Origin of the sequence: Empedobacter sp. UBA7620, assembly GCF_002484185.1 — a bacterium.
In the GTDB taxonomy this organism is placed as follows: domain Bacteria; phylum Bacteroidota; class Bacteroidia; order Flavobacteriales; family Weeksellaceae; genus Empedobacter; species Empedobacter falsenii_C.
In genome coordinates, this window is record NZ_DLJI01000037.1 from 1 (window position 1) to 23,446 (window position 23,446).

Annotated in this window: 23 protein-coding genes and 1 tRNA gene; 9 read left to right on the forward strand and 15 right to left on the reverse strand. The window is 31.1% G+C overall.

Annotation, left to right across the window (positions count from 1 at the left end):
• Together trxB and holA are read right to left on the reverse strand one after the other, a co-directional pair.
• The coding region (gene trxB, locus B2217_RS09070; RefSeq protein ID WP_291122389.1) for a thioredoxin-disulfide reductase at positions 1–895 on the reverse strand (895 nt) is incomplete at its 3' end.
• 70 nt (positions 896–965) lie between these two features.
• Positions 966–1,976 carry a DNA polymerase III subunit delta gene (gene holA, locus B2217_RS09075; RefSeq protein WP_291122390.1) on the reverse strand — a complete coding sequence of 337 codons (1,011 nt, stop codon included), beginning with the start codon at positions 1,974–1,976 and terminating at the stop codon, positions 966–968.
• A 3-nt stretch (positions 1,977–1,979) separates the two neighbouring features.
• On the opposite strand from holA, the gene B2217_RS09080 reads away from it, so the two are divergent.
• The 3 genes from B2217_RS09080 to B2217_RS09090 all read left to right on the forward strand — a co-directional run bounded on the left by B2217_RS09080 (position 1,980) and on the right by B2217_RS09090 (position 3,816).
• On the forward strand, positions 1,980–2,432 hold the full coding sequence (locus B2217_RS09080) for a type I restriction enzyme HsdR N-terminal domain-containing protein (RefSeq protein ID WP_221854544.1): 453 nt from the start codon (positions 1,980–1,982) through the stop codon (positions 2,430–2,432).
• A gap of 412 nt (positions 2,433–2,844) precedes the next feature.
• On the forward strand, positions 2,845–3,378 hold the full coding sequence (locus tag B2217_RS09085) for a hypothetical protein (protein WP_260442846.1): 534 nt from the start codon (positions 2,845–2,847) through the stop codon (positions 3,376–3,378).
• A 21-nt stretch (positions 3,379–3,399) separates the two neighbouring features.
• Positions 3,400–3,816 (forward strand): hypothetical protein, encoded by a 417-nt coding sequence (locus B2217_RS09090; RefSeq protein WP_180906315.1) that lies wholly within the window; start codon positions 3,400–3,402, stop codon positions 3,814–3,816.
• 60 nt (positions 3,817–3,876) lie between these two features.
• Here B2217_RS09090 and B2217_RS09095 read toward each other — a convergent pair whose 3' ends face one another.
• The 3 genes from B2217_RS09095 to B2217_RS09105 all read right to left on the reverse strand — a co-directional run bounded on the left by B2217_RS09095 (position 3,877) and on the right by B2217_RS09105 (position 6,570).
• Positions 3,877–4,512: a carbonic anhydrase gene (locus B2217_RS09095; RefSeq protein ID WP_125350207.1), complete on the reverse strand. Its 636-nt coding sequence runs from the start codon at positions 4,510–4,512 to the stop codon at positions 3,877–3,879.
• Positions 4,513–4,562: 50 nt separating this feature from the next.
• Positions 4,563–6,107 (reverse strand): SulP family inorganic anion transporter, encoded by a 1,545-nt coding sequence (locus tag B2217_RS09100; protein WP_038333625.1) that lies wholly within the window; start codon positions 6,105–6,107, stop codon positions 4,563–4,565.
• A 103-nt stretch (positions 6,108–6,210) separates the two neighbouring features.
• The gene (locus B2217_RS09105) at positions 6,211–6,570 is read right to left on the reverse strand and encodes a hypothetical protein (protein ID WP_180906316.1); all 360 of its coding nucleotides are present in this window, start codon (positions 6,568–6,570) and stop codon (positions 6,211–6,213) included.
• Between the two features lie 189 nt (positions 6,571–6,759).
• Here B2217_RS09105 and B2217_RS09110 point away from each other — a divergent pair, with 189 nt between their 5' ends.
• From B2217_RS09110 to B2217_RS09135, 6 genes are all read left to right on the forward strand, one after another.
• Positions 6,760–7,599 (forward strand): hypothetical protein, encoded by an 840-nt coding sequence (locus B2217_RS09110; RefSeq protein ID WP_236688191.1) that lies wholly within the window; start codon positions 6,760–6,762, stop codon positions 7,597–7,599.
• Positions 7,600–7,784: 185 nt separating this feature from the next.
• Positions 7,785–9,671, forward strand: a complete 1,887-nt coding sequence (locus B2217_RS09115) for a S9 family peptidase (RefSeq protein WP_291122392.1) — start codon at positions 7,785–7,787, stop codon at positions 9,669–9,671.
• Between the two features lie 178 nt (positions 9,672–9,849).
• Positions 9,850–10,551 carry a hypothetical protein gene (locus tag B2217_RS09120; protein ID WP_038333628.1) on the forward strand — a complete coding sequence of 234 codons (702 nt, stop codon included), beginning with the start codon at positions 9,850–9,852 and terminating at the stop codon, positions 10,549–10,551.
• Between the two features lie 47 nt (positions 10,552–10,598).
• Positions 10,599–12,779: an ATP-binding protein gene (locus tag B2217_RS09125; RefSeq protein WP_125350205.1), complete on the forward strand. Its 2,181-nt coding sequence runs from the start codon at positions 10,599–10,601 to the stop codon at positions 12,777–12,779.
• Between the two features lie 3 nt (positions 12,780–12,782).
• Positions 12,783–13,337 (forward strand): biliverdin-producing heme oxygenase, encoded by a 555-nt coding sequence (locus B2217_RS09130; RefSeq protein ID WP_291091662.1) that lies wholly within the window; start codon positions 12,783–12,785, stop codon positions 13,335–13,337.
• 107 nt (positions 13,338–13,444) lie between these two features.
• Entirely contained in the window at positions 13,445–14,713 is a 1,269-nt protein-coding gene (locus tag B2217_RS09135) for an ectonucleotide pyrophosphatase/phosphodiesterase (protein ID WP_291091664.1), read from the forward strand.
• A gap of 98 nt (positions 14,714–14,811) precedes the next feature.
• On the opposite strand, the gene B2217_RS09140 is transcribed toward B2217_RS09135, so the two are convergent.
• From B2217_RS09140 to B2217_RS09185, 10 genes are all read right to left on the reverse strand, one after another.
• On the reverse strand, positions 14,812–15,765 hold the full coding sequence (locus tag B2217_RS09140; RefSeq protein ID WP_291122394.1) for an EamA family transporter: 954 nt from the start codon (positions 15,763–15,765) through the stop codon (positions 14,812–14,814).
• 71 nt (positions 15,766–15,836) lie between these two features.
• Positions 15,837–16,451, reverse strand: coding sequence for a deoxynucleoside kinase (locus B2217_RS09145; RefSeq protein WP_038333632.1), 615 nt, complete (start codon positions 16,449–16,451; stop codon positions 15,837–15,839).
• A 190-nt stretch (positions 16,452–16,641) separates the two neighbouring features.
• On the reverse strand, positions 16,642–17,433 hold the full coding sequence (locus B2217_RS09150; protein WP_180906322.1) for a hypothetical protein: 792 nt from the start codon (positions 17,431–17,433) through the stop codon (positions 16,642–16,644).
• Positions 17,434–18,201: a sulfite exporter TauE/SafE family protein gene (locus B2217_RS09155; protein ID WP_180906323.1), complete on the reverse strand. Its 768-nt coding sequence runs from the start codon at positions 18,199–18,201 to the stop codon at positions 17,434–17,436.
• 83 nt (positions 18,202–18,284) lie between these two features.
• Positions 18,285–19,601 carry a YCF48-related protein gene (locus B2217_RS09160; protein ID WP_180906324.1) on the reverse strand — a complete coding sequence of 439 codons (1,317 nt, stop codon included), beginning with the start codon at positions 19,599–19,601 and terminating at the stop codon, positions 18,285–18,287.
• A gap of 71 nt (positions 19,602–19,672) precedes the next feature.
• Positions 19,673–19,744: transfer RNA gene (locus B2217_RS09165), tRNA-Arg, on the reverse strand.
• 28 nt (positions 19,745–19,772) lie between these two features.
• Positions 19,773–20,798 (reverse strand): hypothetical protein, encoded by a 1,026-nt coding sequence (locus tag B2217_RS09170; protein WP_180906325.1) that lies wholly within the window; start codon positions 20,796–20,798, stop codon positions 19,773–19,775.
• Positions 20,782–21,369, reverse strand: a complete 588-nt coding sequence (pnuC, locus tag B2217_RS09175; RefSeq protein WP_180906802.1) for a nicotinamide riboside transporter PnuC — start codon at positions 21,367–21,369, stop codon at positions 20,782–20,784. The genes B2217_RS09170 and pnuC overlap by 17 nt, the downstream gene beginning before the upstream one ends.
• A 181-nt stretch (positions 21,370–21,550) precedes the next feature.
• Positions 21,551–21,904 (reverse strand): MmcQ/YjbR family DNA-binding protein, encoded by a 354-nt coding sequence (locus B2217_RS09180; protein ID WP_291122397.1) that lies wholly within the window; start codon positions 21,902–21,904, stop codon positions 21,551–21,553.
• An 85-nt stretch (positions 21,905–21,989) separates the two neighbouring features.
• Positions 21,990–23,441, reverse strand: coding sequence for a SusD/RagB family nutrient-binding outer membrane lipoprotein (locus B2217_RS09185; RefSeq protein ID WP_291122398.1), 1,452 nt, complete (start codon positions 23,439–23,441; stop codon positions 21,990–21,992).
• Positions 23,442–23,446 lie beyond the last annotated feature (5 nt).

Consider the following 23,446-nt stretch of genomic DNA (forward strand, 5'->3'; position numbering starts at 1 on the left):
CGCAACCAGAACCAGCAGCAGTAATTGCTTGTCTGTAAACAGAATCTTGTACATCACCAGCAGCAAAAACACCAGGTACATTTGTTTTGTACGAACGATCTTGCGTGATTAAATATCCAGTTTCGTCCATATCCAATTTACCTTGGAATAATTCTGTATTTGGTTTATGTCCAATCGCGATAAAAACTCCATCAACGATTAATTCTTTTTCTTCGTTTGTAACATTGTTGATGATTTTAGCTTTTTCAACAACATTGTTTCCTTCCAAACCAATTAATTCGTGATTATATAAAACCTCTAAATTATGTGTATTTGCAACACGATCTTGCATCGCTTTAGACGCGCGCATTTCTTCTTTACGAACCAATAAATAAACCTTGTTACAAAGTTTTGATAAGTAAGTTGCTTCTTCAGCAGCCGTATCACCACCACCAACTACAGCAACATCTTTACCGCGGTAAAAGAAACCATCGCAAGTTGCACAAGCTGAAACTCCACTACCAGCGTATTTAGTTTCATCATCTAAACCTAAATATTTCGCAGTTGCACCAGTCGAAATAATGATAGAACGCGCTTGGTAAGTTCCATTGTTCGATTTTACAGTATGTACATCACCTTCTTTTTCTCCAAAAGTTACTTCCGTTACATATTCGTATTTTATTTCAGTTCCAAAACGCTCAGCTTGTTTTTGTAAATCAGCCATCAATTCTGGTCCAGTAACTGCTTCTGGATAACCTGGGAAATTCTCAACATCTGTAGTTGTTGTTAATTGTCCACCTGGCTCCATACCAGTTAAAATCAAAGGATTCATGTTCGCGCGTGCAGCATAAATTCCCGCTGTATAACCTGCAGGTCCAGATCCTATTATGATAACATCTCTTACGTTATTTTCCATTGTGTTGTTTTATTTTTTACAAATTTAGTATTTCTTATTTAGTTTTATCGATTCTATAAATAGATGAAAATTATAGATTCATAATTTTATACACTAATTCAATTAATAATTGGCTTGGCGTCACATTTCCAGTAGTTCCAACACCTTTTCCTTTCAAATCATATTCACGAATAAATGAGATAATTCTCGTAGCTTTTTTCAGCGGATAATTACTTGCAGCCGTCATCATTCCTTGTACAAAGTAGGGGTTAATTCCTAAGACTTTTGCCAAATTTTGCTTCGATTTATCGGGTGTAACATGAATTTGAATGATGTTAGTAAACAGATTAAAAATTGTTGTGATTGAAACGACGTACGGATTATCCTTCGGATTTTTCTCGAAATATTTAATGATTTTGAATGCTTTTTCGATGTTCTTCGTTTCGATTGCATTACGAAGTTCAAAAACATTATAATCTTTACTAATCCCAATATGTTTCTCAATATGATTTGGTGTGATAGTTTTATCCGCACCAACAATTGTAAAGAGTTTTTCTAATTCATTATTCAATCGAGATAAATCAGCACCCACATATTCTGTCAACAAAAACTTTGCTTTTGGTTCAATTTTAAATTGATTAGCTGCAACTTTTTGTTCTATCCAAGAAGGTAACTCGCTTTCATAAATCTTTTTGAATTCGTGGTAATACCCTTTTTCATTCAGAACTTTATAGATTTTCTTGCGTTTATCAAGTGAATTTCCTTTGTAATTGATGATTAAAACCGTCGAATCTTGTACTTGATTTGCATACATTTCCAACTGATCTATCGAACGGCTAAGATGTTGCGCTTCTTTTACAATCACTACAGATTTTTCTGCACCCATCGGGTATTGACGCGCCATTCCAATCAATTGTCCAACTTCTACATCTTGTCCATAAACTATTGTTTGGTTAAAACCTTTTTCTTCTTCTGTTAAAATATTTGCTTCCAACAAATCAGTTACCTGATCGATGAAAAACGGCTCGTCGCCCGCCAAGAAGTAAATCGGTTTATAGTTTTTGTTTTTTATATCTTTGATCAAAGATTCTACAGGACTCATACAATGACTGAATTAGTACAATTAAATTTTTCCGAAAAATACCAAATAAGATTGAAACAAGCCCAAGATAAATTGTATATCTTTTGTTTGATTCGAAAAAAATGGTTGGTCTATACGCCCGAAGAATGGGTTAGGCAACACGTTCTGAATTATTTAATCAACGATTTGGGTTATTCAACTTCGGCGATTGCGTTGGAAGTTGCAATTGATATTACAGGAATGCGAAAACGTGCAGATATTGTCGTTTATCAGCAAGAAAAACCATTTATTATGGTGGAATGTAAAGCGCCGAATATTGCAATTTCGCAAGCAACTTTTGATCAAATAGCGCGTTACAACATTGTGTTAGGTTCTCAATTGTTGATGGTAACAAATGGTTTGAATCATTTTTATTGTATGATGGATTTTGTTCAAAAAAGATATAATTTCTTGAAAGAGTTGCCGAAGAAAGGATAATTTGAAAATGAGCTAATGTGTTGATGTGAAAATTTGTCAATTCGAGCGATTTTAATGGATCTTGACTACGTTTCAAACGTAGCTGACCACGTCCCGAACGTAGTCGACGTGGTTCTGAAGCAAGCTGATTACGTTCCGAAGTAAGCTAGCTTTGTATTTTAGTAAGCTGATGAGGTTTTATACCTAGTTGATTACGTCCAGAACTTAGCTGACAATGTCAGGAACGTCAAATTTGGGGTTAGGTTACCTCGTTTTCTTGGTTCGTAACCAAGCCAGCTTGGTAAAAGAGACCGTCAACTTAGTAAATTTGGAAGCTGACTAGGTTCAGAACGTCGTCAGCTAAGTGTTTAAGTAAGTTTGCTGAGTAAATTAGATTATTAACGAATTGATTTGTAATTTAAATTAAATGAATTTGAAAAAAATATTTCTACTTATAGTACTTGTTTTGAATGTGAATTGTTTAAAACAGAAAGAAAGTTCTTCTAAAGAAATTTCTAAATATGATGATGCTTCTTGGCATTATGGAAATGATTTTCCAAAAGATTTAGCTCAAGAAAATGCGTCAACTCATATTGGAATGTATATGAAGTGGTGTATTGATAATGATTTAATTTCTTCAGAGTTGAAAAAAGATTCACAAGCAGGAATTGATTCTGTGAAAAATAACATAATAACTGGAGCTGAGTTTATTAATAGTTATTCTGATGGTAAGTTTTTATCTACTGATTTAAGTGATATTGGAAGAAAATTTACAAATGATTATTACGAAGATAATAGTGATTTTTCTAAGAATAATGGATCATATTTAGATGATTACATAAAGATATTCGAGAAGATAATTGACAAAAAATCTGTTTATCATGTTGAAGATTCAGAACAAAATTATTTACTTATTAAAGCAAAGATTGATAGTAAATTTAAGGAATGGAAAAAAATATACTTCTAAACAACAAAAGCCAATTTAATAATGAATGAAAAAGTAGAATCTATATTAAATAAATTATTATTGAATGCAAGTTTGTATTCAATTGAATATTCGGGTATTTTATCGTTTAAGTTTTCAATTAGTAATAAATCAATTTATTATGATAAAATTGATGAAGTAATAATAGAATTTGTATCTGGATGTAAAATATTTAATATGATTACAAATTTTAATATTGATAATAACGAATTATTTGAGTTAGTATCATTGGATATTTCGAATGTTAAACTATTTGATGATAAATTTTTAGAAATTTATATTGATGATAGATATATTATTAGAGCTTTAGAAGATAATTTTGTTTTGAATGATGTTAAATGGATTATTAAAAACAAATTAAATAATTATAGAATATTTTATGATGGTTATAAAATAGAAACTATAGATTTAATTAAATAACAAAAGCCACTCGCAGAGTGGCTTTTACATTACTAAAAAATATCTAAAGAATTAATTGTTTTATAACCAAGTTACAACGCCTGAATCTACACAGTAGTTTGCACCTATTATCTTGATTTTCCCTTCTTTTTCTAAGGTATTCAAGGTTGTACTTTGGTTACGAATATCTTCTATTGTTTGTATAACGTTTTGGTGATTTAATCTTTCTAATAAATCTGCATTTTTAGAAGAACGTTCTTCACCTTCTTGAATGATTTCGTCGATAATAGGATTGAAATGATCAACCAAATGACACAAATTATTCATTCCAGTTTTGTGAATTGCTTCAGCGTCTAATCCGCCTTTCAAAGCGCCACATTTAGAGTGTCCTAAGACAACAATCAATTTAGAGCCAGCCACATTTGTTCCAAATTCCATTGAACCTAAAATATCTTGATTAACGAAATTACCAGCAATTCGTACACTAAAAATATCTCCTAAACCTTGATCGAAAATAAGTTCTGCAGAAGTACGGCTATCAATACAGCTCAAAACAACCGCAAACGGCCATTGTCCCTCTCTTGTGTCATTCACTTGCGAAAGTAAATCTCTGTTTGCTTTTAAATTTTGAACAAATCTTGCATTTCCTTCTTTTAAAAATTCTAACGCTTTATCTGGAGTTGTTGTTGCTTGAGTTTCTGATGTATGTGCTTTCATTATATTTAATTTTATTGTGTGTGTTTTAATTTTTATATGTTTTTTACAGATTAATGAGCTCCGGCAACTAATACGTAACCAAAAAACTCTCTGAATGATGGTGGATTATCGACTGTTCCACGTTCGGAAATTAGTCGAATATTAATGTTATTATTTTTTGCTTTGACTTTAAATTCATCTAAATATTCAATAATATCATAATCTAAAATTCGTGTTTTACGAACATCTAATTCAAGATTAGAACCAGGTTTCAAACCATCTAATTCTTTTACAATTGCACCGCGATTTACAAACGTTACCTCCTCAGCAAAATTCATATGGAAAACATTTCCTTCTTTCACCAACATTACGTGCGAGTTATTGTAAGATTTGATTAAGGAAACCACTACACCAACAATAAGACCAATGATGATACCCTTTAATAAATCTGTTGCCAAAATTGCAATAACTGTTACTGCGAACGGAATTAACTGATCTTTTCCTAATTTTTTCATATCCAAGAATTGTTTCGGATTACCTAATTTGTATCCAATAACCAATAGGATAGAGGCTAAAACCGCATTTGGAATTAAATTTAAAAACATTGGAATAGAGATCACACTCACTAATAATAAAACACCGTGCGTAATTGTAGAAAGTTTTGTAAGTCCGCCACTCATTGCATTTGCAGATGAACGTACAATAACTTGCGTAACAGGTAAACCTCCAATTAAACCAGCTAAAGAGTTTCCGACACCTTGTGCAATCAATTCTCGATTTGTAGGTGTTTGACGCTTTAAAGGATCTAATTTATCAGTTGCTTCTACAGATAATAAAGTTTCTAATGATGCTACAATTGCGATGGTAAATGCAACTTGCCAAACCATAGGATTTGTTAATCCAGAGGCGAAATCGGGCATAGTAAATTGTCCTAAGAAATCTGAAACACTTTCAGGAACAGGAACTTTTACTAATAAATTGTGGTCGATAGAAAATACTTCGTGGTTGGTATCACCAATTGTAACTTGGTACAAAATACCCACTAATACAGCTACTAATGATCCTGGTAATAATTTGAAAAAGTTTGATTTTTTTCCTAAAATATTATCCCAAACAATCAAGATAAATAAAGAGATTGCTGTAATAATAATCGCTCCTGGCGTGATAAAATCTAAACTAAAATTACTAAAACTAAACGTTTCTGTATATCCTAACGCTAACGGAATTTGTTTCAAGAAAATTGAAATACCAATCGCGCACAACATTCCTTTAATCACCGAAGATGGAAAGTAATAACCAATAACTCCAGCCTTTAGAATACCTAGTAATATCTGAAAAATTCCGGCGATAACAACCGCGACTAAAAATAGTTCGTAAGCACCCAAATCTGTAATAGCAGTTAATACAATAACGACCAAACCAGCCGCTGGACCAGAAACACCAATTTGAGATTTAGAAATAAGACCAACAACAATTCCTCCTACAATTCCCGCAATAATTCCGGCAAATAAAGGCGCACCACTGGCCAACGCAACACCTAAACATAAAGGCAATGCAACGAAAAAGACAACAATACTCGCAGGTATGTCCTTTTTCCAATTTTGAAAAAGATTCATAATAGTTTTAAAATGAATTATTTAATAATTTGAAATGATAAAAATAAATTTGCTGTCCATTCAATAGATTTGAATAGAATGATGCAAAAAATCAATTAAAAAATTAAACTAATTCAGGAGGTGGAGTTGTCACACCATTGTCTAAAGACGCATATGCATTAGAATGATGAAAATCCGAATGTGTAGTTTGTTTCACATTAAAAAATGTAAACAATTTTATTTCGTGGAAATAATGTATTTTTTCTGTGATTTCGCTCGAAGAATTTTTCTGATTATTTTCTTCTTCAGTTGAAGTTTGAGAAAACAAAGCTTTTTGATCATTGTCAGAAGAATCTTTTTTGTCTTGTTGCTCCATTCTCATCTGATAATCTACATAACCCGCCAACCCTTGCATGTTCGTACTGAACACCAAAAGAAGCGTGAAAAAAATTCCAATGCTATGTTTTATCAGGTAGTCTTTCATTATGTCACAAAAATATATTTTAATTTTTAATTACAAAATAGAGAACATCATTTTTAATAAATATTTATCATTTTATTTTATGACGCTTAACAATGTTTATTGATTTTAAATATTGTCTAGATATAAAATTGATATCATAAATCATTTTTACTCAATTTTTTTAAGAATAAATTTGCAAAAAGTTAAATTTTGAGAAAGTATATAAGTGTAATGTTTTTAGTTGCTTTAGTTGCAACTACTTTCGGGCAAGGAAAAAATAATAAAGGTAAATTTTATGTTTATTGGGGTTGGAATCACGCGCAGTATACAAAATCAGATATTCAGTTCAAAGGAGATGGATACGATTTTACGTTAGATAATGTAGCAGCTCATGACCGTCAAACTTCTTTTGGAATCAAGTATTTCAATCCAAGTTCTATGACGATTCCGCAATATAACTTCCGTTTAGGTTACTTTGTTTCGGATAATTGGAATATCTCTTTCGGGATTGACCACATGAAATATGTGATGGATCAAGACCAAGTTGTAAAAATGAATGGTCACATCAACACAGGTTCAGATTACGATGGAACATATAATAATGTTGATCAAAAATTAACAGAAGATTTCTTAACGTTTGAACATACAGATGGTTTGAACTATGCTAATTTAGAGGTTCGTCGTTTTGATAATATTCAACATTTCCCAATTACAAAAAATGGAAAAGGAATCGATGTTAACGTAACAGCTGGTTTGGGAGCAGGGATTTTATATCCACGTTCTAACGTAAAATTAATGGGTAACGAACGTTATGATGAGTTTCACTTAGCAGGTTTTGCAACAGCTGCAATGGTTGGGATTAACTTTACTTTTTGGGATTATTTCTTTGTACAGGCCGAATTAAAGGGTGGATATGCTAACTTGAGTGATATTCGTACAACTGCAAACAAAGCTGATAAAGCAAAACAGGATATTGTGTTCTCCCAACAAAACTTAGTTTTTGGAGCAATTATTCCAGTTTTTACTCATAAAAATAAGTTAAACTTTTAATTAAGTAGTTTAATATAAAATATATAGCCTAATTTTAAGAATCGATTAGACGATTTGAAAAAAATTATTAGCGGAGACATCATTTAAGTACAATTTGTACTGGATGATGTCTTTTTTTATCTATAAATTTAACCTTTCTCGATAAAGAATTGTTACTTTTACAATTATTTAGATTTGAAATTAACATGAATAGATTTTCTGTATTAGTCGCAAGTATCTTGATATCGACAACAGCAATGGGACAAAAAGTAATGACGCCGGAACTTCTTTGGCAAGTAAAAAAAGTAGCTCCAGTTGGAGTAACAAAAGATCAAAAAAATCTGATTTACAAAGTAACTTCTACTAACGTAAAAACACAAGAAGATACATCGAAAACGTATATGATTTCGTTGGCAGGAGGGAAAGCTTCGGAAATCGAAGATTATAAAACGCTTTTGGCTGATGAATCGTTGAATAAATCTCAACAATATAAAGCAGAAACTGATAAAGTTAAATTACAAAAGGTTTTTGGTTCTGATTATTATCCAGAAATGGACAAATCAAATGTGCAGATTTATAACGAATTAAATTACAGACATTGGGATACTTGGAATGATGGAAATTACGATCATTTATTTGTATCAGAAAATAAAGAAGGTTCGACTAAAATTGATGTTTTAAAAGACGAACCATATTCAGTTTCAGAATTTGTTTGGACACCAGACGGAACAAAAGTTTTGTATGTTTCTAAGAAAAAATTCGGAACAGATTACGCATTAAGCACAAATACAGATATTTATCAATACGATTTAGCAACGAAAACGACGAAAAATATCACGGAAGGAAAAATGGGTTATGACAATACACCAAGTTTTTCTTCTCAAGGAGATTTTGCGTTTTTAAGCATGGAACGAGATGGTTACGAAGCAGATAAAAATGACTTAATCGTTCGTCGTGGTGATATCGAAATGAATATTACAAAACATTGGGACGGAACCGTACAAGGTTATAAATGGAGCAATGATGGTAACAAAATTTATTTCAATGCGCCAGTAGGAGGAACAATTCAATTATTTGAGGTTGATGTAAACTTCAAAATGAGAAAAATGCCTATTATCAAACAAATTACAAAAGGTGATTTTGACATTGCAGACATCAAAGAAATTGTTGGTAATAAAGCAATTGTTACAAAAACAGATATCAATCACGCTGCAGAAATTTATGTAGTTGATTTGAAATCTGGAGCATTAACGCAATTAACAAACGAAAACAAAGATATCTTCGATAACATTGCGTTGAGTGATGTAAAAGCACGTAAAATTAAAACTACAGACGGAAAAGAAATGTTTGCATGGGTAATTTATCCACCAAATTTTGATCCGAATAAAAAGTATCCAACTTTATTGTATTGTCAAGGTGGACCACAATCTGCTTTAACGCAATTTTATTCTCCTCGTTGGAATTTCCAATTAATGGCAGCACAAGGGTATATTGTAATTGCGCCAAACCGTCGTGGAATGCCAGGTCATGGAGTAGAGTGGAATGAGCAAATTTCTAAAGATTGGGGAGGACAAGTAATGCAAGATTATTTGGCTGCGATTGATGATATCTCGAAAGAATCTTATGTAGATAAAGATCGTCTTGGTGCTGTTGGTGCATCTTACGGAGGATATTCTGTTTATTATTTAGCAGGTATTCACGAAGGTCGTTTCAAGTCTTTTATTGCACATAATGGTGTTTTCGATTTGAAATCGATGTACGGAACTACAGAAGAAATTTTCTTTACAAACTGGGATGCTGGTGGTGCTTGGTGGGAAACAAATAACAAAGCTGCGCAAAAAACGTACTCTAAATTTGATCCAAGTAGTACAGAATTAGTAAATAAATGGAATACGCCAATGTTAATTTATGTTGGAGGTCATGATTATCGCGTGCCAATGGGACAAGGACAAGAGGCTTATCAAATTTTACAATTGAAAGGAATCAAATCTCGTTTTATTTATTTCCCTGAAGAAAATCACTGGGTGTTAAAACCACAAAATTCTGTGATTTGGCATACAGAATTTTTCAAGTGGTTAAAAGAAACATTGTAATTCATTTGATTTATAAATCATAACTATAATTTAAAAGTGCAATTTCTATAGAAATTGCACTTTTTTTATTTCTTTGAAAATCAATGACAATATCTAATAAACGAACCAATTATTTTTTAAAATTTTGTAGAGTAGAATAATCGTTGTAAATTCAAAAACATAAGTCAAAACCCAATTTATGAGTAAGGATAATAACAAAATATATTTTTCGAATAGCCCATTTACAAACGGACACAAAGTAATAGATTTTGTTTGGAGTGCTCGCCTTGATGAAAATTTTGACCTTTGGATGGATCTTCATTTAGAGTCAGATAATTATGACGAAGAAGAAGAATATAAAGATGATTTGGATGAAATAGATGACATTTCTGAAGAGAATGCCGAAAAACAGCTTTGGATTAATTATGATCATGCTATCATCTCGAGTACATATTGGAACAACAAAGGGATAAAGATAGACAATGATGCGCAATTAGATTTTAATCAACTCAATAAAAAAACATTCGAAATTGATCCTCTTCCAGTAAATCTTGACGAGTCAGAAAATCTTGCTTTTGGTATTTCAATGTTAGGTAATGACACGGTTGCTCAGCACGAAATTACGTTTTTAGATACAGAAGAATTTGGTGTTTTTGACATCAAATGGAAAGGAAAAATAGCCAATACTTATTTAGGAGAAACCGATTTTGATTATGATTTTTATGTCTATATGAAGAACATAAAATTTAACGGAATTAAAGTTCATCCATCGTTAGAAAAAGAAAAAGTTACAGCATTTTTTGAGAAAAGTTTAACTCATTTTAATGATTTCGAATTAGTAGATACCGATGAATTAGAGTTAGAAAACTATATTCTGAAAATTAAAAGACAAGAAGATTAAAAAATAAATTTACCTTAGATTCATAATTACACTCCTAAACCATTTATATGATCAACCAAATCATCAAAAATTGTGAAGACGAAGAAATTCAGTTTCTCAACGAAATTCAACCTTTTGGATATTTGATAGGAATTCATAAAAATTCGCATCAAATTGAATTTTTTTCTCAAAATATTGATGAATTATTTAAAATTTCTACTGAAAAGATATTAAGCCAACATATTAATCAACTTCATGATTTTGAGCTTGATTTTGATGAGGTTTTGAATTTAGAACAAGGTGAATTTTACCGAACTAATACAAAAGTTAATTCAAAAACCTACCATTTAACAGTTTATCATTTTGATGAATTGATTTATTTGGAGTTAGAAGAATTAATTATTTTAGAAAACAGATTAGCTTATTATAATTTTTCTGAACAAATCCTGTACTCTAAGTCTATAAGCTCAACTTGGGATAGGTTGATTTCATCTATCAAGAGTTTGATTCATTACGAGAGAGTAATGTTGTATAAATTTTTGGAAGATGGTAGTGGCGTTGTTATAGCGGAAGAAAGTGATAAGGGATTAGATTCTTATATGGGGTTGCGTTTTCCAGAATTTGATATTCCTAAACAAGCACGTCAACTGTATTTAAAGAAAAAAAGCCGTTTGGTTGCAGATGTTGATAGTAAAAGAATCATTTTAATTAGTAATGAGAATTATCAAAAAATAAACTTGATGTACTCTTCTGTTAGAGCACTTTCTCCGATACATCTACAGTATTTACGCAATGCTAATTGTGAAGCAAGTTTCTCTATTTCTATTGTAATTAACGAAAAATTGTGGGGAATTGTAGCATGTCAGAATTCCAAGCCAAAATTTATTCCAAATCAAGTTCGTTTGCAAACTGAATTATTGACGCGTCAAGCAAGGTTGACTTATGTGAATTTTAAATCAACTGAACGATTAAAGTTCCAAAATCATTTTAACGAAACAGCGATTAAACTGAAAGAAAATCTTTTAACGGAAGAAAATCTTCAGCAATCAATGAACAATAATCTAAAAGAGGTTCTTAACCTTACAAAGGCAGATGGGATTGCGTTGGTTAATTTTGACGATGTTTTTGTAGAAGGCGAAACGCCAGATAAAGAAGAAATTTTGAGAATAAAAGAATGGGCATTTAAAAGAAACTCAGCACGTTTATTTACCTCGAATACTTTTTATCTAGATTATGGACAAGAGATTAGGCTTAGTCCAAGTTCGGCTGGTGTAATGTTTTGTTTTCTAAATCAAACTTACGAACATTTTATTATTTGGTTCAAAAAAGAACAAGTTCAAACCTTAGATTGGGCTGGAGAACCAAGTAAAATTAAAAATGTAGATGTTATAAATGGCGATGAAATACATAGTTTTTCTCCTCGAACTTCTTTCAAAATTTGGCAAGAGAATATTAAGAATAAATCGTTTATTTGGTTAGATAAGGAGAAATATGTTGCCAAAGAAGTAATAAAGTTAATTATAGAAACACTTCATTTACAATCATTCAAAATTCATAGTTTATATGAGCAATTAAAGGAAATAAATGACGAATTAGACTCGTTTACCTATACAGTTTCTCACGATTTACGTACACCTTTATCGGTGATGAAATTGAATTGTCAGATGCTTCAAAGAAGTTTGATAGATGATGAAATTAAAAATGATCGATTAAAAAGTGTTATTGAAGAAATTGATCGAATGACACAAATGATGCAGGATCTTTTGGCGTTGAGTAAAGCTAAAAAATCAGAAATTGTATTGTCTACAATCGAAACAAAACCAATCATAGAAAAGATTATACACGATGTTTTATTGTATTATAAAACTAATGATACACAAGTTGTTGTAGAAGAAATACATAATGTTTTGGGGGATAAAACGATGTTTTATGAGGTTTTTCTGAATATTATTGGTAATGCAATAAAATATTCTTCCCAAGCACAACATCCAATCATAAAAATATGGTCAGAATTGAATGAAGAGGAGGTTATTTTTAAAGTAAAAGATAACGGAATCGGAATAAAACAGGAAGATTACAACAAGATGTTTAAGCTATTTAGCAGAATGTCTAACACAGGAAATATCTCTGGAAATGGTGTAGGGCTTTCTATTGCGCACAGAATGATGGATAGAATGAATGGTGGTATATCTTTTGAAAGTAAAGTGGGAGAAGAAACAACTTTTATATTAACATTTAAAAAAATCTAACAAATGCTATCTGATTATTTAAAAGAAAAAACAGCGGTTTATCACAAAGAAATTGAAGATAAATTAGAATCGAATAAATTGTTTAACAGCACATTTACAGATAAAAATTATTATAAAATGTTGCAGGTTAATCATATTTTTCTAAAATCGTATGAAGATTCTATCAAACAATTTTTGAATGACAAAGATTTAAAAAATTTAACGTTGACAAAATTGAACAAATTGTCTTTGATTGAACAAGATATCAATGAGTTGGGTTTAGAAGAATTGAATGTACCAAAACAATTCGATCTTCGAAATAGAGCCGAAGCAATTGGAGCTTTGTATGTGATAGAAGGTTCTATGCTTGGCGGAAATGTAATTGCAAAAACACTGAAAAAATATCCTTTTTTAGAGAATAAAGGTTTCAATTACTTTGGACATTATGGCGAAAACCTTGGTCAAATCTGGAAAACTTTTATTGGTTATATCAATCAAGAATTTACAACTGAAGAAGAACAACAACAAGTTTTTGAAGGTGCTAAAAAAGCCTACGAAGATTTGATAAGTTTTGCTTAACATATTATGAAACTGGTTTATTTATAAATAAGTTTTTTTATGGTTTTTCATGAAGATTTGACATTTTTTTAATTCATTCTAAGTATAAAACTTTTTAAATTTGAGGCATGAAAAAATCAATACTTAGTATATTTTCTGCAATTGTTTTAACGTTCTCAATTACAGCAAATGCACAAGAAATCGAAGAACAAATCGTAATTGAAAATCGTGTGAATGATGCTAAACAACAAGATAAACCTTATGTTATCTTGATTTCGGCAGATGGTTTTCGTTATGATTATGCTCAAAAACATGAAGCTAAAAATCTATTAGCTTTGACTAAAAAAGGAGTGAAAGCCGATGCTATGTATCCCTCTTTTCCATCGGTTACGTTTCCAAATCACTACACAATCGTAACAGGTTTAACACCTATTCATCATGGTTTGGTAGGTAATAATATGTTAGATATAGAAGTTGGTGATCGTTATTCATTGGGAAATAGGAATGCAGTTATCAATCCGAAATGGTACGGAGGAACGCCAATTTGGAATCTTGCAGAGCAGAACAAAATGTTAGCTGCTTGTTACTATTGGCCAGGTTCGGAAGCGCCTATTAATGGTATGTTTCCAACGTATTCGTACAAGTATTCGGAGAAATCACCAATTGATTATCGTATTCAGCAAGTGGTTAATTGGTTAGAATTACCAGCTGAAAAACGTCCACATTTGATTACGTTTTATTTTCCGGAAGTAGACCACGCAGGACATTCTTTTGGACCTGATGCGCCTGAAACAAAGGAAGCTGTACAGTTTGTAGATCAATCAATCAAGAAATTGAATGATGAGGTTGCAAAAACAGGTTTGAAAGTGAATTTTGTTTTTGTTTCTGATCACGGAATGACAAGAATTGATGATGAAAATCCGTTGAAATTGCCAATTAAAATTGATGAATCAAAAGTACAAGTTGCTTCAAATGGTTCTTATGTAAGTCTTTTTGTAAAAGATAAAAATGATATCGAATCAATTTACAAAGAAATAAAAGCAGTTCAGAATAATACGTTCGAAGTGTATAAAACAACAAATGTCCCATCTAAATATCATTTTGATAAAAAGAATGATCGATACAATCGTATTGGAGATATTATTTTGATTGCACATGCTCCAAACTATTTCTCAAACAAAAATGCACCGAAAGGTTCGCATGGTTTTTATGTAAAAGAAACGCCAGAAATGAAAGCGACTTTTATGGCTTGGGGACCAAATATTAAGTCTGGTAAAGAGATTAAAGTTTTTCCAAATACAGAAATCTATCCAATGCTTGCGAAGTTATTAGGTTTACCAATTCAAGAAAAAATTGATGGAACAAATCAATTAGCGAATAAAATTTTGGTGAAATAATTTAGATTTTACTCAAAATACAAAGCCAACTTATTACGAGTTGGCTTTTTTTGTGATTGAATTTTCATTGACTTATAAGAATATTCGTCATTTTGAATTTATTTTTTCTTAAAATTCAGATTTGATATAATAATAGCAAAAATAATAACGGCGATTCCTGTCCATTGTATTGCGAGTACTTGTTCATGTAAAAGCACAAAAGCCATGGTTACTGAAACGGGTAATTCTAACGAAGAAACAATACTTCCCAAACCTAATCCTGTGTGCGGAAAACCTTTGTTTAAAAGAATAGGAGGTAAGACAGTTCCGAAAATTGCCAACGGTAATCCCCAAGTGTAAAAAATGCTAAAATTGAATGCATGAATTCCATTTACATCACTCGAAAAGTTGTTGTAAAAGTTCATTAAACTATCAAAGTAATAAGGTCCGATTTGGCTAAAAAACAAAAATAAAGACACAATAATAGAACCACCAAAAAGCATCCACAAACTTTTTTTGTAAGCTGGCAAGTAATTGGCTAAACTATTAGATGTGAACATAGTAGCTGTAAAAGAACAAGCTGCTAAAAATCCCCAAAACAATCCTTTAGGATTTAACTCGACTTCTTGGTTGATTAAATTCGTTGCCAAAACAGTTCCAAATAATACCAAAACCATTGCAATTAATTTTTTGGCAGAAGGAAATTGTTTACCCAAAATACTCTCAACCAAAATACTAATCCAAACCGTTTGCATCAACAATACAATTGCGATTGACACATTGATATATTGCACCGCTAGATAGTAAAATAAACTTGTGAAACCTAACGAAGTTCCGGCAAGAACCAACCTTTTTTTATCTTTTTGTTCAATCTTTGGTAAATCTTTTTTACTCATCATAAACAAGTTGATGATTCCCAAAATCAAAATTCCTAATACAAACTGCGAAGTCGTTACCTCGGCAGTTGTATAGCCTTGATCGTATGCAATTTTTACAAATGTTGCTAACATTCCGTAGAAGCTGGCGCCCATTGCAACGAACAAAACTCCTTTCAAAATACTTTTATTTTCCATAATTTTTTACGCAAAAAAACGGCCTGATTAAATTTAAAATCAAGCCGTGCAAGTTACTTTATTTTTTTTGACTAAAAAAGTCCGTTAATTTCTCCTTCTATTTTATTGAAAATGAATCCTAAATCTTCTTTATTTTCAACAAAATCTAAATTATCCACGTCGATTACCAACACTTTTCCTTCTTTATAATTCGAAATCCACTTGTCGTATTTCTCGTTTAGACGATTCAAATAATCAATACTAATCGAGTTTTCGTAATCGCGACCACGTTTCTGAATTTGCGAAACCAATGTAGGAATTGAAGCTTTAAGATAAATCAATAAATCTGGTGCTTCTACAAAACTTGTCATCAAATTAAAAACACGCAAATAGTTGTTGTAATCTCTCGTAGACAATAATCCCATATCGTTCAAGTTACTCGCAAAAATATGCGCATCTTCGTAAATTGTACGATCCTGAATAATGTCTTTTCCACTTTCTCTAATCTCTTTTACTTGATTAAAACGGCTTCCTAAGAAATAAATCTGAAGATTGAACGCCCATTTTTCCATGTCGTTGTAAAAATCATCCAAATATGGATTCATTTCTACATCTTCAAACTGAGCTGTCCAGTTGTATTGTTTTGCTAAAAGGTTTGTTAGAGTAGTTTTACCTGCTCCAATATTTCCGGCTATGGCGATATGCATTTTCCAATTATTTTAACGTTTGCAAATATACTAAAGCTTAATTTTCAAAACAAAATCTAAGCAAGCGACTCATAGAAAAATCTTTTTTTAGAAAAAAATTATTCCGATTGATTTATGATTTTTTATTCAATTATAAATTAAAAATAAATAAGGTTTAGTAATTAATTTTAATTGATTAAATAGTTTGTTATTAATAGTTTGTATTTAAAATCGTATAAGTGTAAATTTTATTTTCGACCAATGTATAAAGATTTTTTTCGTTAAGTGCAAAACTTTTTACATTTTCTAAATCAATAAAAGTTGTCAAATTTTGATTGATAATATTTTTTGATATTAGCTTATTGTAATTTATATAGAAAATAACATCTTTATAAAAATAAAAAGGTTGATGATTGGTGTCAAATTCAAAATTAGATTTGAAATTTCCATAATCATCATAAACATAAATCGTTTTTTGACCTTTTAAATACACCAAATTTTTGTACACATGTATTTTATCGATTGATTGATCATTATGCTTCAAATAGATTTGTTTTGATGTCAGAATTGGTTTTTGCAACTGATAATTATAGTAAACAATTTTATTCCCAATCAAATCATAAAACCAACAAAATTGCGTGTCAACAACTTTTAATGCAGCAGGCATAAAATCGTTTGATTTAATCTTTACAATATCCTGAATAGGATTCAAATCTTCATCTAAAATAGTGAGTTGATTAAAATTTGAATACACATAAGCTCGAAGCGGATTATTGACATCAACCGAAGTAATGATATTTTTAAGATCAATACTTTTGTTCTTTTTCGATTGAAATATTTTTTCAATTCTAGTGTCCGAAATCAAATAAATCGAATTATTTAGATCAGTATCAATTGATTTGATTGTCTTATTTTCAATCAAAACAGAATCTTTTAACTCAAACTTTTGAGCAAAAACAGTGATAAATATCGAAACAAAAATGATTGAAAAAATGGTTTTCATTTACTTGAAAATTACTTCATAACCAAATCTACAAATTGAGAGTAGGATTACCAAAATAAATATGTATCGAATAAATTTATTCCCTTTGTTGATGGCTAATTTTGCTCCAATAAAACCTCCTAAAGCGTTGCAAACAGCCATTGGTAAAGCTATTTTCCAGATAATTTGCCCTTTGATTAAAAATAAACAAATCGAACCAAAATTAGTCGCTAAATTGATCAGTTTTGCATTGGTATTAGCTTTCAAAAAATCCATTCCAAGAAGTGTTACGAATCCCAAAATAAAGAAAGTTCCAGTTGCTGGACCAATAAAACCATCGTAAAAACCTACAGCGATACTCACAATACAACCATTAATAATCGCAATGTGATAAGGGATTTTACGTTCGGTAGCTTGTCCAAAATCTTTCTTGAAAATCGTGTAAATGGCTAAAACAATCAAAATGATTAATAAAACAGGTTTCATAAAATCATTATTGATAACCGTTAACAATTGCGATCCTAAAAAAGCGGAAACAAAAGCACATATCGCCATAATCGCAAAAAGTTTCCAATCTATTTTTACTTTTTTAAGGTATTGTGAAGTTGCTAAAGCTGTTCCACTAAATGCTGGAATTTTTAGTGTTCCGATTACTGTTGAAACAGGTAAATTAGGCAAAAAAGCAAGCGATAAAGGCGTTTGTATTAATCCTCCACCACCAACAATAGAGTCTATGAAGCCGGCACAAAAAGCTGCCATGCATAAATAGAATAAAATCTCGATTTCCAAAACTGAAAAATTTTGGCAAATGTAGAAATAGAAAAGGACAAAACCTTGGTTTTGTCCTTTCTAATTTTTTTATAAGATGTAAATTATTTTACAATAAACTTCACTGTTCCATAAGCACCATCAGCATAAGCTACGCGAGCATAGTATACACCAGCTTTTAATGCAGAAATATTAACATCTTTAGATTGTACTTCTGAAAGTTTTCTTCCTGTTAAGTCTCCAACCAATACGCTTTTTATTTCTTTGTTTGAAATAACATTAAGTGTACCACCATTTACAACAGCTTTTAATTCAACTTTTGTTGCTGTTTGTTCTGTCGTCGCTAATGTACAGCCTGGAATATCATTTAATTTTAAAACGCCACCTGTTCCTTTTGTATCTGAAGTGTAATGACCAACCCAAACAGATTTACAATCGTAAGCTCCGATAAATAATCTTTGTTGCCCATCATCAATCTTAGTCCAAGTTTTACCATTATCCTTAGAATAAGCAGATCCTACACCTAATTCTGAAGCTGAGCTAAATCCTGTTGAAAGGAAGATTCCATTAGATCCAGGGATATATGAAATATCTCCATCATAATAACTATTTGATGACATAACATCCCAGTTAGCTCCACTATCTTCAGTGAACCATAATACAGCTGTATTATCTACTAACAATCCATATTTAGATGAAGAAAAGGACATGCTAGCACTTGAGTCTTCACCTGAAAAATCATCGACTGGAGAAAAGTAAGATTTCCAAGTAGCTCCTCTATCATTTGTATGTAAAATTCTACCAGTATTTGAAGTTAACCATAAATCTTCTCCTAAAAATACTCTACCAGCTACGTATCCATATTCAGTACTAACTAAAGTTGAAGGAGCTGTGCCTAATGTACTCCAAGTATTACCTCCATCTGTCGTTTTGTACATTTCGTATTTACCATTAATAGGATCTCCAATAACCAAACCATTATTTGCATCAAAGAAATGAATGATATTTCCGAAAGAACTAGTTCCAAATACTCCTGAAACTTTAGCCCATGATGTTCCGCTATTTGTTGTTTTCCATAAACCATTTGCAGCTCCAGAACCTGAAGCAGGTGCTGTTACAATAAACGCTGTTGTACCATTTACAGCTCCGATATCTGATATTAATGCATTCGAAGGTAAACTAGATACTAAATTAGCTTTCCAAGTTGATCCTCCATTAGTTGTTACTCCTACATATTTAGGATATGTTTGAGTACCAGCTCCATCAAAATAAGTAATCCATGCTGTATTAGGATCTACAATAGAGTATTCTCTTGCTCCAAAGGATTGTAATGGAATACCACTATTTTGTGTTGTATAAGTTTGACCAAAAGATACAGCTACTGCTGCTATCGATAAAAGAGATAGTAATTTTTTTCTCATAATAACGTGTTAATTAATAATTAGTGATATGCTAAACTATGAAAAAAAAATTGCAAAAAAAAATAAAATAGCGACCACGAAGGGATTCGAACCCTTACTGTCAGAACCGGAATCTGATATTCTATCCATTAAATTACGCAGTCAAAAGTTTTGCAAATATAGATAAATAGACTATTTGAGTTGAATATTTTGTCTAAAATTTCGGTGTTGAGTTGCGGTAAAATAATCTCTGAAAATTTGATTGATTTCTTCATTGATTTTTGAAGCTTTAATTCCAAGTTGTGGATAAATTTCAATGATAAATTGAGTGATTTTTTCAACAGTTTCTATTCCAAATGAATGAATTTCAGTTTCGATTTCTTCTGAAATAGGAGAATTATTTACTAATAAGTTTTCTATTGTTTTAGCAAACTCAATAGTTTTCGAAGTTGATTTAATAACGAAATGTTCGAAATCTGTTTGTTTTTGGTAATGAATAATTTCTAAACTTTTTTCGATAAAATGTTCAGCCATTCCAAGATAATTTACCAATAAAGTTAAATCAGCAAAAATTCGGAAAGGTATTTTTTCGACCAAATCATCACTATAAAATTGATTATAAATAAAACTATAATCTTGATGAACGATTTCATTTTCTACTTCAAAACTATGAGAAGATGTTGCAACCATTCCCATTGATTTCCAAGTTGAAATTAATTTAACTTGAGATTGATTTAAAATGAATGACAAAAACTTTGGTTCACCATTTTCGTCCAATATTTCTTTTCCATCTTCGATTATTTTCGCATTTAATGTAAAATGAGTGAGGTAAGGAGCGCCAGTTGCATAATGCCATAAACCATTTATGATATATTTATCTCCAACTTTTTCAGCAGTTCCACCAAGCATTCCGCTTCCTCCAAAACACGTTTTTTGTAAAGAAAATAAACTAGAAGCAACATCAGGTTTTAAATTTCGAGAAAAATAATTTGCACCACTACAAAGCGTTACAAACCAACCTAAACTTCCGTCAATTTTAGCAACAGATTGTAAAACTTTTAATCCTTCGGAAAAATGTAAACCAAGTCCATTGCATTGTTTAGGAACCCAAATATTCAACCAGTTTTGAATATAAATATGATCGAGAACTACTTGATTAAAGGATTCTTTATTCAATAATTCTTGTCGAAGTTTGGGAATATCAAGCATTGTTTTCATTCAAAATTTTTCTCCAATTGAAATATCCAGAAATTGCCACGCAAAATAAAATCAACGATAAAATAGCGTATAAGTACAAATCTTTGTGAATCATTAATGGAATTGAAATAATGTTACTAATATTCAATAAAATCCAATTTTCGAGTTTACGTTTTGCCATTAACCACATACCTGCCCAAGCAAATGCACTTACAACCGAATCCCAAATAGGAACGTCAGAATCGGTGAAATGTGTGAGTGCTAAATAAAAAATAGTAAAACTGCTTAAGACAATTCCTGCGACAATTCCCCATTCTTTTTTGTTGGTTTTCGTAATTTCGATTTCGTGTTTTTGTTGTCCAAATTTCCAATACAACCAACCATAAATGCTCATTACTAAATAATAAATATTAAGTGTGAATTCGGCATATAGCTTAGAATTGAACATGACGAAAAGCGATAATGTAATTCCTGCAATTCCAAATAAATAATTTTTTGGATTGTTGAATCTCGCCAATACGACTTGAAAAATAGAAAAAGTGACACCCAGCCATTCGAGCCAAGTTGTTTGTAAAATAATTTCCTTCATCATAATTTGTTTTGATGAGGAGATAGAAGTTATTGCTAACATCAATTCCTCCGCCAGCATTATCTGGATCAGGTATAGAACAAAATTGTTCTTGGGTATATTCTCAGCTTTTTAGCACCCCATTGAAAGACAAAGATGATAATATCTATATAAATAACCTAAAAATATTAAGAATTAGTTTAAATTATTCTTTAAGTACCTCAGGTCGTTTGGATTTTGGTAAAGTTAAGATGACTAAATTATAAGAATCTTTTATCCATTCTTTGATTTGAATGTTTTTCACGTCTTGATGAATTTTAACAGTATTCCAATGTTTTTTGTTCATGTGATAACCAGGAATTACAGCTTCGAAAGTTGCGCGTAATTCGATTGCATTATCTGGATCACATTTGATATTTACAGAATCAAAATCGTCAATATTACAAAGGCAAAACATTTTTCCAGCGATATAAAAGACCAAAGTAGATTGATCAAAAGGAAATTTTTCTTCGACCAATGGAAGTCCTAAACAAAACTCTCTTAACTCTTCTATATGCATAAAGATATTTTTAGTGAAGATACAAATAAAACGAAAACGACCTTAATTACAAGGTCGTTTTCTATTAAATGTGGAATGTATGCAATTAATTTACATCCCACCAAACACGCGTATTGATGTTATCTGGTCCCATTTGTTGAAGTGCGTTCTGATAGCCTTCTGGGTTATAATTTCTAACACTTGTTGGATAAAGCATACGACGAGGCATTTTTTTATCATTCAACATGGTAGAAGTTGTCGGTAATTTTGGAAAACCAGTTCTTTTATATTCAAACCATTGTTGGTAATCTGTAAAGAATAAAGCAAAATATTTTTGATCGATGATACGTTCTAATGTATTGTTGTATTTAATTTTTTCTTGTGCCATAAATTCAGCAGTAGGCTCGATATTCGCCCATAATTGTACAGCAGCTTTTACAGCTTTATCATAATGAGTTTTTGCATCACCACCTAAACCTTTTTGAGCCATTTCAGCTTTTATAAACTCAACTTCAGCATAAGTCATTAATGGAATTTTCATCGGAGCGATAACAATTGCATTGTTAGGAGATGACGGATTGAATTTGTAATCAGAACTATTTCCTTCGTAAGCTGCAGGAACTCCTTTGTAACCTAATGAAGAACCATCCAAATTAGAAGCTTTATTGACTAAAATTGGTAAACGAGGATCATTAGTTTCATTCATTTTATCAATAAAAAATGTTGTGAATGTTCGGCTATCTCTATAATCTTGTGCTCTTGGCCAAGGAGATAAACTTGGTGCTAAACCAGAAATTTGTAAAATAGCAGATTCTGATTCACTTTCGAAAATAGGATAAGTTGTCGGATTATCAATTATTTTTTTAAGTTCTGTTAAGGCAGATGCATCACGATTCGAAATTCTTAATAATAATCTCATTTTAAGAGAATTTGTGAATTTTTTCCAACGTGTTATATTGATGTTTTTTTCACTACTTGGGAATAAAATATCGGTACCATATTTTAGACCTAAATTAGTTACATATAATTGATTTGCTTTCTCTAAATCATTTAATAATTGCTTATAAATATCTTGTTGTGTATCAAATTTTGGTTTTGTAATTCCTTCTTCTGCTTTGGCTGCTTGAGAAAAAGGAACATCGCCAAACATATCGGTTAAATTAGAAATAACTAAAGAACGAAGCGTTAATGCAATTGCTTGATAATTGACATCTCCAGCTTTTTGCGAAACTTTTAGCATTTCCTCCAAATTAACAAGATTTGTGTAGGCATTATTCCAAGTCGAATTTCCCGTTCCTGTTGTTACATCATAACGATGAAGTCCCATTGCATTGCTTGGATAAGGAATATGAACTTGCATCAATTGAGCTGTAATATCGTAGTTTTTTAAAACATTATTTTCAGCCAAATCATAAAGAACAGGATTTAAAACAGAACCTGAATTAATTTCTGTGATTAAGTTTGGATCTTCATTTGCTTTCTCAAAATCGTTTGTACAAGAGAAAACAGTTGAAATTATAGTGAAGGCAAAAAATAGTTGAATTGAAATCTTTTTCATTTTAA

Excerpts from the sequence above, each read along its gene's own strand:
- holA (WP_291122390.1), bottom strand. The coding sequence starts at position 1,976 with ATGAGTCCTGTAGAATCTTTGATCAAAGATATAAAAAACAAAAACTAT.
- B2217_RS09080 (WP_221854544.1), top strand. The coding sequence starts at position 1,980 with ATGACTGAATTAGTACAATTAAATTTTTCCGAAAAATACCAAATAAGA.
- B2217_RS09090 (WP_180906315.1), top strand. The coding sequence starts at position 3,400 with ATGAATGAAAAAGTAGAATCTATATTAAATAAATTATTATTGAATGCA.
- B2217_RS09095 (WP_125350207.1), bottom strand. The coding sequence starts at position 4,512 with ATGAAAGCACATACATCAGAAACTCAAGCAACAACAACTCCAGATAAA.
- B2217_RS09100 (WP_038333625.1), bottom strand. The coding sequence starts at position 6,107 with ATGAATCTTTTTCAAAATTGGAAAAAGGACATACCTGCGAGTATTGTT.
- B2217_RS09105 (WP_180906316.1), bottom strand. The coding sequence starts at position 6,570 with ATGAAAGACTACCTGATAAAACATAGCATTGGAATTTTTTTCACGCTT.
- B2217_RS09115 (WP_291122392.1), top strand. The coding sequence starts at position 7,785 with ATGAATAGATTTTCTGTATTAGTCGCAAGTATCTTGATATCGACAACA.
- B2217_RS09120 (WP_038333628.1), top strand. The coding sequence starts at position 9,850 with ATGAGTAAGGATAATAACAAAATATATTTTTCGAATAGCCCATTTACA.
- B2217_RS09125 (WP_125350205.1), top strand. The coding sequence starts at position 10,599 with ATGATCAACCAAATCATCAAAAATTGTGAAGACGAAGAAATTCAGTTT.
- B2217_RS09130 (WP_291091662.1), top strand. The coding sequence starts at position 12,783 with ATGCTATCTGATTATTTAAAAGAAAAAACAGCGGTTTATCACAAAGAA.
- B2217_RS09135 (WP_291091664.1), top strand. The coding sequence starts at position 13,445 with ATGAAAAAATCAATACTTAGTATATTTTCTGCAATTGTTTTAACGTTC.
- B2217_RS09140 (WP_291122394.1), bottom strand. The coding sequence starts at position 15,765 with ATGGAAAATAAAAGTATTTTGAAAGGAGTTTTGTTCGTTGCAATGGGC.
- B2217_RS09145 (WP_038333632.1), bottom strand. The coding sequence starts at position 16,451 with ATGCATATCGCCATAGCCGGAAATATTGGAGCAGGTAAAACTACTCTA.
- B2217_RS09150 (WP_180906322.1), bottom strand. The coding sequence starts at position 17,433 with ATGAAAACCATTTTTTCAATCATTTTTGTTTCGATATTTATCACTGTT.
- B2217_RS09160 (WP_180906324.1), bottom strand. The coding sequence starts at position 19,601 with ATGAGAAAAAAATTACTATCTCTTTTATCGATAGCAGCAGTAGCTGTA.
- B2217_RS09170 (WP_180906325.1), bottom strand. The coding sequence starts at position 20,798 with ATGAAAACAATGCTTGATATTCCCAAACTTCGACAAGAATTATTGAAT.
- pnuC (WP_180906802.1), bottom strand. The coding sequence starts at position 21,369 with ATGATGAAGGAAATTATTTTACAAACAACTTGGCTCGAATGGCTGGGT.
- B2217_RS09180 (WP_291122397.1), bottom strand. The coding sequence starts at position 21,904 with ATGCATATAGAAGAGTTAAGAGAGTTTTGTTTAGGACTTCCATTGGTC.
- B2217_RS09185 (WP_291122398.1), bottom strand. The coding sequence starts at position 23,441 with ATGAAAAAGATTTCAATTCAACTATTTTTTGCCTTCACTATAATTTCA.